Consider the following 16,049-nt stretch of genomic DNA (forward strand, 5'->3'; position numbering starts at 1 on the left):
CCGCGACCCTGAAGGCGGCCCGGGACATGTACGGCACCAAGAGCAAGCAGTACAAGACCGTCCAGGCGGCGTGGGACGGCGTCAACGTCAAGTAACCCCGTACGGCGAGCGGTTGCCCCTTCCGGGGCGACCGCTCGCCGTCGCCTTTTTCTCTCCCCCGAGCGATCTGGAGCCCCTGCATGTCCCGTTCCGCACGCACCGCCGGTGCGGCCGCCGTCGTCGCCACCCTCCTCACCACGGGCGTCGCCGCGACACCCGCCCACGCCGAGGACCCGGCCAAGGCCCTGCGCCTGGGGGCCAAGGAGAAGCTGATACCGCGCGGCACCGTCACGGACGCCGACGGGACCGTGCACACCCGCTACGCCCGCACCTACGAGGGCCTGCCCGTCCTCGGCGGCGACCTCGTCGTCCACGCGTCCGGGAACGGCAGGGTCGAGGACGTCACCAAGGCCACCGAGGAGACCATCAAGGTCCCCACCACCACCGCCAAGGTGCCCGCCCCGGCCGCCCGCCGCTCCGCCGCGGCCACGGCGCCCGGTTCCTCCGCGGTCGGCCAGGAGCCGCGCAAGGTGATCTGGGCGGGCCGGGGGAAGCCCGTCCTCGCCTACGAGACCGTCGTCACGGGCCGGCAGAAGGACGGCACGCCCAGCCGCCTCCACGTCATCACCGACGCCACCAGCGGCAAGCGGCTGTTCGCCTACGAGGCCGTCCACAGCGGCACCGGCACCAGCCAGTGGAGCGGCAAGGTGAAGGTCGGCTCGGTCAAGTCCGGCAAGAACTACGTCATGAAGGACACGGCGCGCGGCGGCTCCCAGGTCTTCAACGCCCGCCACAAGAAGATCGACGAGGCGAAGTTCCCCGCCTTCGGCAACCCCACCGACACCTGGGGCAACGGCAAGGCATCCATGCCCCAGACCGCCGCCGTCGACGCCCAGTACGGCGCCGCCGCGACGTGGGACTACTTCAAGGCCGTGCACGGCCGCAAGGGCATCCGCAACGACGGCAAGGGCGCCCCCTCGTACGTCCACTACGACGACGGCATGGACAACGCCTTCTGGGACAACGACCGCTTCTTCATGGCCTATGGCGACGGCCCGGGCAACAAGCGCCCGTTCACCTCCCTGGACGTCGCCGCCCACGAGATGAGCCACGGTGTCACCGGCGCCACGGCCGGGCTGTACTACTTCGGCGAGTCCGGCGGCCTCGACGAGGCCACCTCCGACATCTTCGCCGCCATGGTCGAGTTCCACACCAAGAACGCCAAGGACCCGGCGGACTACCTGTTCATGGAGAAGCTCGAAAAGAAGCCGGAGCGCTACATGGACCGGCCGAGCAAGGACGGCCACTCCGCCGACTACTGGTTCAAGGGCGTCGACGCCCTCGACCCGCACCTCTCCTCGGGCATCGGCAACCACTTCTACTTCCTGCTCGCCGAGGGCAGCGGCGCCAAGACCATCAACGGCGTCAGGTACGACAGCCCCACCAAGGACGGGAAGAAGGTGACGGGCATAGGCCGGGACGCGGCGGAGAAGATCTGGTACAAGGCCGTGACGGCGTACATGACGTCGACGACGGACTACAAGGGCGCGCGCGCCGCGACCCTGAAGGCGGCCCGGGACATGTACGGCACCAAGAGCAAGCAGTACAAGACCGTCCAGGCGGCGTGGGACGGCGTCAACGTCAAGTAACCAACGGCGGCGCAGAGCGGCCGTCGGAGGCGGGCGGCCGTCCGGAGTTCCCCTCCGGGCGGCCGCCCGCCGTTCTTCGTGCCACGGGGCCGGCGCGTTCCGAGCGCCCGCGTGCGGGCGGCGGGCCATCCCGGCGCGGGCCCGGCGGGCGGTCACGGAACGTGCGAGCCGGTCGGCAGCGCGCCCCTCCGGAGGGCTACCGCATGAGCACCCCCGCCGCCTCCCCCGACGCCTCCGCCGGGACGGCGACGAGGCCCATCTCGGCGCCGTCGGCGAGGAGGCGGTGGCTGGGGAGGATGCGGACCGTGTAGCCGAAGGGGCCCGTGCGGTCGAAGGTGAGCGGGCCCTCGTAGAGGCGGCCGCCGTCGAGGGCCGAGGTGCCGGCCGGTTTCAGCGGCACGGCCGCCGCGCCGGTGAGCCGGTCGGCGGCGTCCACCCGGCCGGCCAGGGCCTGCACCTCGACGTCCGCCGGATCGAGGTCGCCGAGGGTGACGGTCACCCGCAGGGTGACGGTGGAGCCCAGTTCGGCGGTGCCGTCGAGGGGCCCGTCGGCGGCGGCCTCCACGTGGTCCACGGCCACCGCCGGCCAGGCCGCCCGCACCCGGGCCTTCCAGGCCGCGAGTTCCCGTGCCGCGTCGGGCGTGAGGGCGCGCTGCGCCTCCGCCGCCGGGCCGTAGAGCCGCTCCACGTACTCCCGGACCATCCGGCCGGCGAGGACCTTGGGCCCGAGCTTGCCCAGCGTGGAACGCACCATCTCGATCCACCGGCCGGGCAGCCCGTCGGCGCCGCGGTCGTAGAAGCGCGGGGCGACGCGCTCCTCCAGCAGGTCGTAGAGGGCGGCGGCCTCCAGGTCGTCGCGGCGCTCCTCGTCGGTGGCCGAGCCGTCGGCGGTGGGGATGGCCCAGCCGAAGTCGGGCTCGTACCACTCGTCCCACCAGCCGTCCAGGACACTGAGGTTGAGACAGCCGTTCAGGGCCGCCTTCATGCCCGAGGTGCCGCACGCCTCCAGCGGGCGCAGCGGGTTGTTCAGCCAGACGTCGCAGCCCGGGTAGAGCTTCTGGGCCATGGCCATGCCGTAATCCGGCAGGAAGACGACGCGGTGCCGGACGCGCGGGTCGTCGGCGAACCGGACGAGCTCCTGGACCAGCCGCTTGCCGCCGTCGTCGGCCGGGTGGGCCTTGCCCGCGACGACGATCTGGATCGGCCGCTCCGGGTCGAGCAGCAGCCGGGTGAGCCGCTCGCGGTCCCGGAGCATCAGGGTGAGCCGCTTGTACGACGGGACGCGGCGGGCGAAACCGATGGTCAGCACGTCCGGGTCGAGGACGCCGTCGATCCAGCCGAGCTCGGCCGTGCCGGCGCCGCGCTCCCGCCAGGAGGCGCGCAGCCGTTCGCGGACCTCCTCCACCAGCTGCTCGCGCAGGGTGCGGCGGAGCTCCCAGACGTCGGCGTCGGAGATGTCGGCCACCGAGTCCCAGCGTTCGCTGCCGCCGAGGGTGAGGGCGTCCTCCGCGCGGGCGACGCCGATCCGGCGGGCGCCGAGCCGGAAGACCTCGGGGGCGACCCAGGTGGGGGCGTGGACGCCGTTGGTGATCGAGGTGATCGGCACCTCGGTGTCGTCGAACCCGGGCCACAGGCCGGCGAACATCCGCCTGCTGACCTCGCCGTGCAGCACGGAGACGCCGTTGGCGCGCTGCGCGAGCCGCAGGCCCATCACGGCCATGTTGAACAGGGCCGGGTCGCCGCCAAAGTAGTCCTCGGCGCCCAGCCGCAGCACTCTGTCGACGTCGATGCCGGGCAGCTCGGCGCCGTCGGCGAAGTGCCGGGCGACGAGCTCGCGGTCGAAGCGGTCGATGCCGGCGGGGACCGGGGTGTGGGTGGTGAAGACGGCCCCGGACCGGACGCTCTCCAGCGCGGCGTCGAAGTCCAGTCCGCCCGCGCTGAGTTCGCGGATGCGTTCGAGGCCGAGGAAGCCGGCGTGGCCCTCGTTGGTGTGGAACACCTCGGGGGCGGGGTGGCCGGTGAGCCGGCAGTAGGCGCGGACCGCGCGCACGCCGCCGATGCCCAGCAGCATCTCCTGGAGCAGCCGGTGCTCGCTGCCACCGCCGTAGAGGCGGTCGGTGACGTCGCGTTCGCCCGGCGCGTTCTCCTCGACGTCGGAGTCGAGGAGCAGCAGCGGCACCCGTCCCACCTCGGCCTTCCACACGTGGGCGCGCAGGGACCGGCCGCCGGGCAGCGCCAGGGCGACCGTGGCGGGCGAGCCGTCGGCCTCGCGGAGGAGGGACAGCGGGAGCTCGTTAGGGTCCAGCAGCGGGTAGTGCTCCTGCTGCCAGCCCTCGCGGGAGAGGGACTGCCGGAAGTAGCCGTGCCGGTAGAGCAGCCCCACGCCGATCAGCGGGACGCCCAGGTCGCTGGCGGACTTCAGGTGGTCGCCGGCGAGGATGCCGAGGCCGCCGCTGTACTGCGGGAGGGCGGCGGTGATGCCGAACTCGGGCGAGAAGTAGGCGACCGCGGCGGGCAGTCCAGGCGGCTGCTCCTGGTACCAGCGGGTGCCGGTGAGGTAGTCGTGCAGGTCGTCGGCGGCCGCGGCGAGCCGCCTGCGGAAGCGGCGGTCGTCGGCGAGGGCGGTCAGCCGGGCGGCCGGCACGGCGCCGAGCAGCCGCAGCGGATCGCCGCCGGCCGCCCGCCAGCCCTCGGGATCGAGGGTCTGGAACAGCTCACGGGTCTCGGGGTGCCAGGACCAGCGCAGATTGCGCGCCAGCTCGCTGAGCGGTCGTAGGGGCTCCGGAAGGACGGGGCGCACGCTGAATCGACGAATGGCCTTCACGGGGACGACGGTAGCGGCGCGGGGGCCGCGGTCGCGGCTCAAGACGCCAAGTGCCTCCTTCTGCCCGAACCGCTTCCCCCGGAGGCGGGCCGTTGCGATCCCGGCCGGACGCCGGCTCGCGGCCGGTGGCGCGTGGGTGTCCCCCGGAGGCGCGCCCGCCCAGGGGTTCCTGACCCTGGCAGGGGCAGGCAGCTCCCGCGCGGGCGCGGTTGACTTGCCCCATGGACACTCCTGCCGCCCTGGGCGCATTCCTGCGCACCCGCCGCGCCGCGCTGCGGCCCGAGGACGTCGGGCTGACCGCCTACGGGGGACAGCGCCGGGTGCCCGGGCTGCGCCGCGAGGAGTTGGCGCTGCTGGCGGGGGTCAGCACGGCGTACTACACCCGCCTGGAGCAGGGGCAGTCCGTGAACGCCTCGGACGGCGTGCTGGACGCGCTGGCGCGGGCCCTGCGGCTGAGCCCGGACGAGCACGCGCACCTGCGGAACCTGGCGCGGCCGGGCCGTCCCGCGCCCCGCGCCGCCGCGTCCCGGCCCGCGCGGGTGCGGCCCGGGGTGCGGCGGCTGGTGGCGGCGCTGGACGGGATCCCGGCCGTCGTCCTGAACCACCGCTACGACGTGCTGGACTGGAACCCCCTGGGTCACGCCCTGACCGCGGGGCACCTGGCCGCCGACGGCCCGCACCGCACCGCCGCGCGCCCCAACTCGCAGCGGCTGCTCTTCCTCGACCCGCACGTGCGGGACCTCTACCCGCGCTGGGACCTGGAGTCGCGGCGGGCGGTGTCGGCGCTGCGGCTGGCCGCGGGCGAGCACCCGGACGACCCGGCGCTGGCCGAGCTGATCGGGGAACTGACCATGAAGAGCCCGGAGTTCGCGTCGCTGTGGGCCCGGCATCCGGTGCGGGCCTGCGTCACGGGAACCAAGGAGTTCCACCACCCGCTGGTGGGCCCGCTGACGCTGACGTTCGAGATGCTGCGGGTGCCCGCGGCGGACGGCCCCGGGCAGTCGCTGCTGACGTTCAGCGCGGAGCCGGGGAGCCCGTCGGAGGCGGGGCTGAGGCTGCTGGGGACGACGCTGGAGCCCACCGGTGCGCGGGCCCCCGGAGGCGCCGTCACCCCGCGCGTGGAACACGACCGCCAGGGGCCGACCGCGCACTGATGCTCCGGTACGAGGCGGAAATACGCCGCGCCTACACCCGGGCCTTCGAAGGCCGGAAGTCGCTACGACCTTCGAACGCCGGGCGGGCGCGGCGTTCCCCCATCCGGCCGTCGGCGGCCCCCGGTCGTCACATTGCACACGGTCGGCCCAGCGGGGAGACTCCCTACGAGTGACGGAGGCCCCGCCGCCCTCCCCGGGCGGTGTCAGGGGAACTACGCACCGGTAGGCCGGGCGGTGCGGGCATGTCCGCCAGGGTCCGGTGGGAAAGCTCCCTCGGTGCGGGGACCCCGCGCCCCCGTCCGCTCGCCCCCAGGACGACCCCCTCGATACTTCCGCACTTCCCGCTCGTCAGGTATTCGCAGGTTTTCCGGCGCCCGGCCGGGTGAATGCGGACAGGTGCAGCCCTGCCCGCGTCCTCCCGGCCGTCGGGGCAGCGGATAGAAAGAACGGAACGCGCCAGATCTCCCGTCAGCACCCGTCAGCAACCGGGCATTTCTCCGGTTTCCCCTCGGACCCCAGGTGATTCCATGATCGGTCGCATTCCCGTCCTGGACCTCGCCCCGCTCGTGGACTGCGGCCGCAGACCGGCGAAGGCAGTGGTCGGCGAGTCCTTCGAGGTCACCGCTACGGTTTTCCGCGAAGGCCATGACGCGGTGGGCGCGAACGTGGTACTGCGGGACGCCTCGGGCCGGTCGGGGCCGTGGACGCCGATGCGGGAGCTCGCCCCGGGCACGGACCGGTGGGGCGCGGAGGTCACCCCGGACGCGGAGGGCCGCTGGACGTACGCGGTCGAGGCGTGGAGCGACCCGGTGGGCACCTGGCGGCACGCGGCCCGGATCAAGGTCCCGGCGGGCATCGACACCGAGCTGGTGCTGGAGGAGGGTGCCCGGCTGTACGAGCGGGCGGCCGGCGGCGTGCCCAAGAGCGAGGGCCGGGAGGCGGTGCTGGCCGCCGTCGACGCCCTGCGCGACACGGAACGGCCGGTGGCCGACCGGCTCGCCGCCGCGCTGGCCCCGGCCGCCTCGGCCGCCCTGGCCGCGCACCCGCTGCGCGAACTGGTCACCTCCACCCGGCCGCTGCCGCTGCTGGTGGAGCGGGAGCGGGCGCTGTTCGGCTCGTGGTACGAGCTGTTCCCGCGCTCGGAGGGGGCGGTGGTGACGGCGGCCGGGCCGCCGGTGAGCGGGACGTTCCGGACGGCGGCCAAGCGGCTGCCGGCCGTGGCGCGGATGGGCTTCGACGTCGTCTATCTGCCACCCATCCACCCCATCGGCACCTCCTTCCGCAAGGGCCCCAACAACGCGCTGAGCGCGGGCCCGTACGACGTGGGCAGCCCGTGGGCGATCGGCTCGGCCGACGGCGGGCACGACGCGATCCACCCCGACCTCGGCACCTTCGAGGACTTCGACCACTTCGTGGCCACGGCCCGCGAGCTGCGGATGGAGGTGGCGCTGGACTTCGCCCTCCAGTGCTCCCCCGACCACCCCTGGGTGGACAAGCACCCGGAGTGGTTCCACCACCGCGCGGACGGCTCGATCGCGTACGCCGAGAACCCGCCGAAGAAGTACCAGGACATCTATCCGCTGGCGTTCGACGCGGACTTCGACGGGCTGGTGCGGGAGACGCTGCGGCTGCTGCGGTTCTGGATGGACCGCGGGGTGCGGATCTTCCGGGTGGACAACCCGCACACCAAGCCGGTCGCCTTCTGGGAGAAGGTGATCGCGGACATCGGGCGCACCGACCCCGATGTGATCTTCCTGGCGGAGGCGTTCACCCGGCCCGCGATGATGCGCACCCTCGCGGCGGTGGGATTCCAGCAGTCGTACACCTACTTCACCTGGCGCAACTCCAAGCAGGAGCTCACCGATTACCTCACCGAGCTCTCGCGCGACTCGGCCGCCGTGATGCGCCCCAACCTCTTCGTCAACACCCCTGACATCCTGCACGCCTACCTCCAGGAAGGCGGCCGCGCGGCGTTCGAGATCCGGGCCGTGCTTGCCGCCACCCTCTCCCCGTCCTGGGGCGTCTACGCCGGCTACGAGCTGTGCGAGCACGCCCCGGCCCAGCCCGGCAGCGAGGAGTACCTGGACTCGGAGAAGTACCAACTGCGGCCGCGCGACTGGGAGTCGGCCGAGCGCGCGGGGCGCAGCCTGGCTCCCCTGATCACCGTGCTCAACCGGCTGCGAAGGCGGCACCCGGCTCTGCGGCGCCTGCGCAACCTCCGCTTCCACCACGTCGACAACGACGCCGTCATCGCCTACTCCAAGCGCTGCGACGGCCCGGGCGGAGACTGCGTGGTGACGGTCGTCAACCTCGACCCCCACCACACCCAGGAGGCCACGGTCTCGTTGGACATGCCGGAGCTCGGCCTCGACTGGCACGAGACCTTCCCGGTGCGCGACGAGCTCACCGGCGAGACCTACCACTGGGGCAGGGACAACTATGTGCGCCTCGAGCCGGGCCGTGCGATCGCGCCCGCGCACGTGTTCTCGCTGCGACCGTCCTCACCGATCGGAGGGTCACCCACACCATGATCGTCAACGAGCCCGTACCGGACACGTTCGAGGACACCCCCGCGAAGGACCGGGATCCCGACTGGTTCAAGCGCGCGGTGTTCTACGAGGTCCTCGTGCGTTCCTTCCAGGACAGCGACGGCGACGGCATCGGGGACCTCAAGGGGCTGACGGCCAAGCTGGACTACCTGCAGTGGCTGGGCGTCGACTGCCTCTGGCTGCCGCCGTTCTTCCAGTCCCCGCTGCGGGACGGCGGCTACGACGTCTCGGACTACACCTCCGTCCTGCCGGAGTTCGGTGATCTGGCGGACTTCGTCGAGTTCGTGGACGCCGCGCACCAGCGTGGCATGCGCGTCATCATCGACTTTGTCATGAACCATACGAGCGATCAGCACGACTGGTTCCAGCAGTCCCGCACCGATCCGGACGGGCCGTACGGCGACTACTACATGTGGGCCGACGACGACAAGCAGTACCAGGACGCGCGGATCATCTTCATCGACACCGAGACGTCCAACTGGACCTTCGACCCGGTCCGCAAGCAGTACTACTGGCACCGGTTCTTCTCCCACCAGCCGGACCTCAACTACGCGAACCCGGCGGTCCAGGAGGAGATCCTGGCGGCCCTGCGGTTCTGGCTGGACCTGGGCATCGACGGGTTCCGGCTGGACGCGGTGCCGTACCTGTTCGCGCAGGAGGGCACCAACTGCGAGAACCTGCCGCAGTCGCACGCCTTCCTGAAGCGGGTCCGCGCCGAGATCGACGCCCACTATCCGGACACCGTGCTGCTGGCCGAGGCCAACCAGTGGCCGGAGGACGTCGTCGACTACTTCGGCGACTACGCCAAGGGCGGCGACGAGTGCCACATGGCGTTCCACTTCCCGGTGATGCCGCGGATCTTCATGGCCGTGCGCCGCGAGTCCCGCTACCCGGTCTCCGAAGTGCTGGCCAAGACCCCGGCCATCCCCTCGCGCTGCCAGTGGGGCATCTTCCTCCGCAACCACGACGAGCTGACCCTCGAAATGGTCACGGACGAGGAACGCGACTACATGTACGCGGAGTACGCCAAGGACCCCCGGATGCGCGCCAACATCGGCATCCGGCGCCGGCTGGCCCCGCTGCTGGACAACGACCGCAACCAGATCGAGCTGTTCACCGCGCTGCTGCTGTCGCTGCCCGGCTCGCCGATCCTCTACTACGGGGACGAGATCGGCATGGGCGACAACATCTGGCTCGGCGACCGGGACGGCGTGCGGACCCCGATGCAGTGGACGCCGGACCGCAACGCGGGCTTCTCCTCCTGCGACCCGGGCCGGCTGTTCCTCCCGACGATCATGGATCCGGTCTACGGGTACCAGGTCACCAACGTCGAGGCGGCGATGAGCAGTCCGTCGTCGCTGCTGCACTGGACCCGCCGGATGATCGAGATCCGGAAGCAGAACGTGGCGTTCGGGCTCGGGTCGTACACCGAGCTCCAGTCGAGCAACCCGGCGGTGCTGGCCTTCCTGCGGGAATACCAGGACGACCTGGTCCTGTGCGTGAACAACTTCTCCCGCTTCGCACAGCCGACCGAACTGGACCTGCGGACCTTCAACGGGCGGCACCCGGTGGAGCTGATCGGCGGCGTCCGCTTCCCGGCCATCGGCGAGCTGCCGTACCTGCTGACCCTGGCGGGGCACGGCTTCTACTGGTTCCGGCTGCGCCGCAACGCCCCGGCGGGAGGCCACCAGCCGGGGTGACCGGCAAAACGGGGCGGGAAACCGGTCGCCGCCCGCACCCGGTTTTCCCGCCCCCGCCCCGGGCACCCTCACTACTACGCACAGACCGGCCCGGATCGAGGGGTTCCGGCACGGAGCGCGCTGACCGTACGGACGATCCTGGCCGGACACTCCCGCCGCCTTCGGCGGGAGCGCCCCGTCGCACCGCACACTGGCCAAAGCCGCAATCCGGGACACTGTGCCCCATCGTCGTGTGCCCCGGGGAAAGGACGCGACGCCATGTCGGACGCTGTACCGCCCCGCCGGGAGACCACCCCGGGGGCGGAGAGCCCCGGGTCCGCACCGTCCGGCGTCGCCGCCGCGCCGCCGCCGCTCCCCCCTGAGGGATCCGACCGCGCCGAGGCGCTGCTGTCCTCACTGGCCCCGCCACTGGTCGACTGGCTGCCCCGGCAGCGCTGGTTCGCCGGCAAGGGCAGCCCGGTCACCGGGCTCGCCCCGGTCACCGCCGTCGACCTGCTGCCCCTGGGCCCGGCCGGGGGCGCGCCCGGCCTGCTGCACCTCCTCGTCCGCGCCCGGCAGTCCGGGACCGGCTCCGACGACTGCTACCAGTTGCTGCTCGGCGTCCGGCACATGCTGCCGCCGCACCTCGCGCCCGCGCTCGTCGGCCGGCCGGAGGACGGGCCGCTGCGCGGGCTCGCCGTGTACGAGGCGCTGGCCGACCCCCGGCTGGCCGGGCTGCTGCTGGAGCGGCTGCGGGTGCCCGGCCGGCTCGGCCCGCTGCGGTTCGCCCGCGAGCCGGGGGTGTCGCTGCCGCCCGGCCTGGCCCCCCGGCTCCTCGGGGTCGAGCAGTCCAACTCCTCGGTGGTGTACGGCGACACGTACATCCTCAAGCTCTTCCGCCGCGTGGGCCCCGGCGTCAACCCGGACCTCGAACTCCCCCGGGCCCTCGCCCGTACCGGCTGCGCCCGGGTCCCCGCGCCCGTGGCCTGGTGCGAGGCCGAACCGCCGGGCGCGGCCGAGCCGATGACCCTCGGCGTCCTCCAGCCCTTCCTGCCCGGCTCCGCCGACGGCTGGCGGCTCGCCCTCGACGCGCTGGCCGCGGGGGCCGGCTTCACCTCCGCCGCGCGCGCCCTCGGGCAGGCCACCGCCGAGGTGCACCGCGCCCTCGCCGCCGCCCTCCCGACCGTCGACCTGGACCCGCCGCGGCTGGAGCGGATCGCCGCCGCCATGCGCCGCAGGCTGGACGTGACCGCCGAGGCCGTCCCGGCGCTCCGCCCGTACCGGGACGCGCTGCGCGCCGCCTACGACGAGCTGACCCGCCCACCGGCTCCCGGCCGGCCGCGCCGCGCCCAGCGGATCCACGGCGACCTGCACCTCGGGCAGGCGCTGCGGACGGCGGACGGGCCCTGGTCGCTGATCGACTTCGAGGGCGAGCCGGCCCGGCCGCTGGCCGAGCGGCGCCGGCCGCAGCCGGTCGAGCAGGACGTCGCGGGCATGCTCCGCTCCTTCGACTACGCGGCGGCGGTCGGCCGGGCGGCCGGCACCGACTGGGCGCCGCGCGCCCGCGAGGCGTACTGCGACGGCTACGCCGCCGCCCACCGCGACCCGCGCGAGGACGGTCCGCTGCTGGTCGCGCAGGAGACCGACAAGGCCGTCTACGAAGTGCTGTACGAGGCCCGGCACCGGCCGGACTGGCTCCCCGTGCCGCTGTCCGCGATCCGCCGGCTCGCCGAGCGGGCGGACGGCGTCCGGCGGCCCTGACCGCACCCGTCCCCCCTTGATGACTTCCGGGAGGAAGACCCCGTGACCGCTCGACCGTCGTCCCACGAGCCCCCCAACGGGTTCGTCCCCGCCACCTTCCTGCCCGGCCGCCGACGCCCCGGCTCCCCGCCCGCGCCGGCCGGCGGGCGGGGGGTGCGGCCCGCACCACGCCCGGACGAGGCCGAGCGCGCACGGCTGCTGAGCGGCGCCCACCACGATCCGCACGCCCTGCTGGGCGCCCACCACGCCCCGGGCGGGGTGGCCTTCCGGGCGCTCCGCCCGTACGCCCGCGCGGTGACCGTCGTCGCGAAGGGGCTGCGGGCGGAGCTCCTCCCGGAAGGGGACGGCTTCTTCGGCGGGGTGCTGCCGCTGCGGGAGATCCCCGACTACCGGCTGCACGTGGCGTACGGAAAGGACGGGGCCGGCGAGAACGAAGAGGCCGACGAGATCGAGATCGACGATCCGTACCGCTTCCTGCCCGCCCTCGGCGAGCTGGACCTGTACCTGATCGGCGAGGGGCGCCACGAGCAGCTGTGGCAGGCGCTCGGCGCGTGGCCGATGACGCACCAGGGGGTGACGGGAACCCGGTTCACGGTGTGGGCGCCGAACGCCCTCGGGGTGCGGGTGGCGGGCGGCTTCAACCTGTGGGACGGCACGGCCCACCCGATGCGCTCGCTGGGGGCGACGGGCGTGTGGGAGCTGTTCGTCCCGGGCGTCGGCGAGGGCGAGCTGTACAAGTTCGACATCACCCGGCCCGACGGGACGCACACCCTGCGGGCCGACCCCATGGCGCGGCGCACGGAGGCGCCGCCCGCCACCGCCTCGGTGGTGCACGTCTCGCACCACGAGTGGGGCGACGACGCCTGGATGGCCCGGCGCGGCGAGCGGCCCGCGCACACCGCGCCGTTCTCCGTCTACGAGGTCCACCTGCCGTCCTGGCGGCCGGGCCTGGGCTACCGGGAGCTGGCCGAGCAGCTCTCCGCCTATGTGACGGACCTGGGCTTCACGCACGTGGAGTTCCTGCCGGTCGCGGAGCATCCGTACGGCGGCTCGTGGGGCTACCAGGTGACCGGCTTCTACGCGCCGACCGCCCGGCTGGGCACGCCGGACGAGTTCAAGTACCTGGTGGACACGCTGCACCGGGCGGGCATCGGGGTGCTCGTCGACTGGGTGCCGGCGCACTTCCCGCGCGACGCGTGGGCGCTGGCGGAGTTCGACGGGCGCCCGCTGTACGAGCCGGCGGACCCGCTGCGGGCGGCCCATCCGGACTGGGGGACGCTGGAGTTCGACTACGGGCGCACGGAGGTGCGCAACTTCCTGGTGGCGAACGCCGTGTTCTGGTGCGAGGAGTACCACGTCGACGGACTGCGGGTGGACGCCGTCGCCTCGATGCTCTACCTGGACTACTCGCGCGAGCCCGGCCAGTGGACGCCCAACGAGCACGGCGGGCGGGAGAACCTGGACGCGGTGGCGTTCCTCCAGGAGATGAACGCCACCGTCTACCGGCGCTGCCCGGGGGTCGTCACGGTGGCCGAGGAGTCCACCGCCTGGGACGGCGTCACCCGGGCCACCCACCACGTGGGGCCGGGCGGCTTCGGCGGGCTGGGGTTCGGGCTGAAGTGGAACATGGGGTGGATGCACGACTCGCTGGAGTACATGGCGAAGGAGCCGGTGCACCGCAAGTACCACCACGGCGAGCTGACCTTCGCCATGGTCTACGCGTACAGCGAGAACTACGTACTGCCGATCTCGCACGACGAGGTGGTGCACGGCAAGCGGTCCCTGGTGTCGAAGATGCCCGGCGACTGGTGGCAGCGGCGGGCCAACCACCGGGCGTTCCTGGGCTTCATGTGGTCCCACCCGGGCAAACAACTGCTGTTCATGGGCCAGGAGTTCGCCCAAGGGGCCGAGTGGTCGGAGACGCACGGGCCGGACTGGTGGCTGCTCGACTCCACGTACGCGGCCGGGGCCGACCACCGGGGCGTACGGGACCTCGTCCGCGACCTCAACGCCCGCTACCGGGCCACGCCCGCGCTGTGGGAGTACGACACGGTGCCGGACGGCTTCTCGTGGGTCGTCGGCGACGCGGCGGAGGACAACGTCCTGGCCTTCCTCCGCTTCGCCGCCGACGGCTCGCCGCTGCTGGCGGTGAGCAACTTCTCGCCCGTCGTCCGGGCCGGCTACCGGCTGGGGGTGCCGGCCGGGACGGCGGTCTGGGAGGAGTGCCTCAACACGGACGCGGCGCGCTACGGCGGCGGGGGCGTCGGCAACCCGGACCCCGTCAAGGCGCTTCCGGTGGGCCGGCACGGGCGGCCGGCGAGCATCGAGCCGACGCTGCCGCCGCTGGCGACGGTGTGGTTCCGGCCGGCGTGAGGGGCGTGTCTCAGGGGGCCGCCGCCGTGAGGGCGTGCAGGTCCTGGACGAGGGGCGGCTCGGGGAGCGGGATCGCGCCGAGGTCCGGGTCGTGGTGCTCGCTGAAGTGGACGGCGGCCGGCCCGGGGAGGCGGCGCGCGGCCGTGGAGGCGGCGACCCGGTCGCCCCGGACCCGGTCCGGGACGAAGCCGTGCCGGACGAGCTCCCCGCACCAGAAGGCCGCGTCGTGGTACTCGCCGCGGCAGGCGTGGTCCAGGAACAGGCAGTACTCCGCCGTGCCGTCGCCCGCGCCGGCCGCGAACTGCCACCAGAAGCGGGCGCCGTCGCCGTGGTCGGCCAGGTGCAGCAGGCAGGCGAAGACCCGGGCGCCGGTGCGGCCCGCGCACCGGTCGCGGATGAAGCGGTCGAGGTCGCGGGGGGCGTCCGGGGCGCGCAGCACGGCCAGGCTCATGTCCGTCAGGTCCCACCAGGCGCGGTCGGCGTCGGGGGTGCCGGTGGTGCTGAGGGTGCCGGTGGTGCCCGGGTCTCCGGGGGCGGGGGCTCCGGGGGCCGGGTCCGTCCAGGCCGGGGGCCAGGCGGCGAAGACGGCCGGCGCGGTCCGGCGGGCGCGGGCGGACACGCGGGCGGACAGCCGGGCCCGCAGGCGCGCCTCGGCCGCCGCCACGTCGTAGTCGGCGTAGCGGTCCGGGGTGCGGGCCAGGGACAGGAGTCGTTCGACTCTGCCCCGGGCCGCGGGGGCGAGGTCGTCGGTCATGGGGTCTCCTCCCGCGGTGCGGTGCCGGCCGTGGCCTCCGGGACGCCGGGGGCGCCCGGGATCCTCTCACCGCGCGGTGCTCCGGTGCCGCCCGTTCGCAGCACCCGGGCCAGGCGCCGGCAGGCCTGGCTGACGTGGGAGCGCACCGTGGCCTCCTCGATGCCCAGCAGTTCCGCCGCTTCGGAGGTGGTGTAGCCGATGCGGTACCGGAGCACCACCGCGTCCCGCTGGCGCTCACTCAGACTGCCGATCGCGGCGTTCAACTGTATGAAATCGGCGAGGAGTTCGTAGGGATCCTCGGCCTGGTCGCGGAGGGCGGCCTCGAAGGCGGCGGTGTCCATGGGCTCGGGGCGGCGCCTGCGGCGGCGCCACTGGTCGCAGATGCGGTGCTTGAGGATCGTCCAGGCGTACTGCTCCAGGTGGGCCATCCGCAGCATGCGGGGCCAGCTGTGCATGACGGCCTCGAAGGCGAAATCCACCGCCTCCTCCGCGTCGGCGTCGGACCCCAACCGGGCGTAGGCGAAGCGCATGTAGTCCCGTCTGCGGGCGAGGTGGAAGGCCCAGAACGAGAGCCGGTCGGCGTCCGACCACCGCGCCATCGGACCGCCCCCGTCCTCATCGGACACCCCCTCAGCCACAGCGGCCTCCGTGCTTGCACGAGGGCTTCGCCGGGCCCGAGTGGCGGGGGCCGCCGGCCAGGCCGGAGATGCCGATCCGGACGCCGGCGGCGAGCATCCGGCGCAGCAGCCGGAACACGTCCGGCCCGAACACCCGCAAGGCCAGGCCGATTTCGATGCATCGCGCCGCGTTCTCTTGGTGCACCTGCTTCTCCCGTACTGCGTATCGGTGTGGAGTGGATTGAAGGGGAGGGGTGGGGAGGGGAGTGGCGGGGAGGGGACGCCGGGCATCCCCCATGCGGCGCCGGAGACGCGTGGTCTCCATGGGTACAAGCGCCGTTCGAGGCCCGAACGTGCAGGCCCCGGATGCGGGGAAGAGCCGGACGCGCCGGATCGACCACTCCTCGGCTCGTTCACCAGTGCGAAACGTCTCGGGGTTTTCCCTGATCGAACCCGGAGTCGACCCCACCACCCGGTGCGCCGGAAGCATGACGCGTGCTTCAGTATGAGATCCATCAACTCTCCCGGCGGACCGGCCTCCAGAGCGAGGTTCGTCCAACGGAATCCGTTGGTCCACTGGTCCGGGCGTCCGGCCGGACAAGCATGGACAAGATCCATTGCCGTCTGCTGTCATCGATTGCCATGCATTG

11 protein-coding genes are annotated in these 16,049 nt (G+C 73.3%); 7 read left to right on the top strand and 4 right to left on the bottom strand.

Annotated elements, in window-relative coordinates; genetic code table 11:
• A partial coding sequence (locus ACH4PU_RS01245; protein ID WP_398265306.1) for a M4 family metallopeptidase occupies positions 1–95 on the top strand: 95 nt, incomplete at its 5' end.
• Positions 96–179: 84 nt separating this feature from the next.
• On the top strand, positions 180–1,688 hold the full coding sequence (locus tag ACH4PU_RS01250; RefSeq protein WP_398264329.1) for a M4 family metallopeptidase: 1,509 nt from the start codon (positions 180–182) through the stop codon (positions 1,686–1,688).
• A gap of 196 nt (positions 1,689–1,884) precedes the next feature.
• Here the strand turns inward: ACH4PU_RS01250 and glgP are convergent, their stop codons facing one another.
• Positions 1,885–4,512, bottom strand: a complete 2,628-nt coding sequence (glgP, locus tag ACH4PU_RS01255) for an alpha-glucan family phosphorylase (RefSeq protein ID WP_398264331.1) — start codon at positions 4,510–4,512, stop codon at positions 1,885–1,887.
• Positions 4,513–4,733: 221 nt separating this feature from the next.
• Between glgP and ACH4PU_RS01260 the strand changes: the two genes are divergently transcribed.
• From ACH4PU_RS01260 to glgB, 5 genes are all read left to right on the top strand, one after another.
• Entirely contained in the window at positions 4,734–5,666 is a 933-nt protein-coding gene (locus tag ACH4PU_RS01260; RefSeq protein WP_398264333.1) for a helix-turn-helix domain-containing protein, read from the top strand.
• A 527-nt stretch (positions 5,667–6,193) separates the two neighbouring features.
• Entirely contained in the window at positions 6,194–8,197 is a 2,004-nt protein-coding gene (locus tag ACH4PU_RS01265) for a maltotransferase domain-containing protein (protein ID WP_398264335.1), read from the top strand.
• Positions 8,194–9,915, top strand: a complete 1,722-nt coding sequence (treS, locus tag ACH4PU_RS01270; protein ID WP_398264337.1) for a maltose alpha-D-glucosyltransferase — start codon at positions 8,194–8,196, stop codon at positions 9,913–9,915. The genes ACH4PU_RS01265 and treS overlap by 4 nt, the downstream gene beginning before the upstream one ends.
• A gap of 258 nt (positions 9,916–10,173) precedes the next feature.
• A complete protein-coding gene (locus tag ACH4PU_RS01275; RefSeq protein ID WP_398264339.1) occupies positions 10,174–11,655 on the top strand; it encodes a maltokinase in 1,482 nt (493 codons plus the stop codon).
• A gap of 42 nt (positions 11,656–11,697) precedes the next feature.
• Complete coding sequence (gene glgB, locus ACH4PU_RS01280) at positions 11,698–14,028, top strand: 1,4-alpha-glucan branching enzyme (RefSeq protein ID WP_398264341.1); 2,331 nt, start codon at positions 11,698–11,700, stop codon at positions 14,026–14,028.
• Positions 14,029–14,038: 10 nt separating this feature from the next.
• On the opposite strand, the gene ACH4PU_RS01285 is transcribed toward glgB, so the two are convergent.
• Genes ACH4PU_RS01285 through ACH4PU_RS01295 form a run of 3 tightly spaced genes read right to left on the bottom strand, consistent with a single transcriptional unit; the run spans position 14,039 to position 15,604 of the window.
• Positions 14,039–14,782, bottom strand: coding sequence for a hypothetical protein (locus ACH4PU_RS01285; RefSeq protein WP_398264343.1), 744 nt, complete (start codon positions 14,780–14,782; stop codon positions 14,039–14,041).
• Positions 14,779–15,420 carry an RNA polymerase sigma factor gene (locus ACH4PU_RS01290; protein WP_398264345.1) on the bottom strand — a complete coding sequence of 214 codons (642 nt, stop codon included), beginning with the start codon at positions 15,418–15,420 and terminating at the stop codon, positions 14,779–14,781. The genes ACH4PU_RS01285 and ACH4PU_RS01290 overlap by 4 nt, the downstream gene beginning before the upstream one ends.
• Positions 15,413–15,604 (bottom strand): hypothetical protein, encoded by a 192-nt coding sequence (locus ACH4PU_RS01295; protein ID WP_398264347.1) that lies wholly within the window; start codon positions 15,602–15,604, stop codon positions 15,413–15,415. The genes ACH4PU_RS01290 and ACH4PU_RS01295 overlap by 8 nt, the downstream gene beginning before the upstream one ends.
• Positions 15,605–16,049: the final 445 nt, after the last annotated feature.

This window comes from Streptomyces sp. NPDC021100 (assembly GCF_044333095.1).
Classification (GTDB): Bacteria; Actinomycetota; Actinomycetes; order Streptomycetales; family Streptomycetaceae; genus Streptomyces.

Coding starts and splice junctions, on each gene's coding strand:
- ACH4PU_RS01265 (WP_398264335.1), top strand. CDS start 6,194: ATGATCGGTCGCATTCCCGTCCTGGACCTCGCCCCGCTCGTGGACTGC.
- ACH4PU_RS01285 (WP_398264343.1), bottom strand. CDS start 14,782: ATGACCGACGACCTCGCCCCCGCGGCCCGGGGCAGAGTCGAACGACTC.
- treS (WP_398264337.1), top strand. CDS start 8,194: ATGATCGTCAACGAGCCCGTACCGGACACGTTCGAGGACACCCCCGCG.
- ACH4PU_RS01260 (WP_398264333.1), top strand. CDS start 4,734: ATGGACACTCCTGCCGCCCTGGGCGCATTCCTGCGCACCCGCCGCGCC.
- ACH4PU_RS01275 (WP_398264339.1), top strand. CDS start 10,174: ATGTCGGACGCTGTACCGCCCCGCCGGGAGACCACCCCGGGGGCGGAG.
- ACH4PU_RS01250 (WP_398264329.1), top strand. CDS start 180: ATGTCCCGTTCCGCACGCACCGCCGGTGCGGCCGCCGTCGTCGCCACC.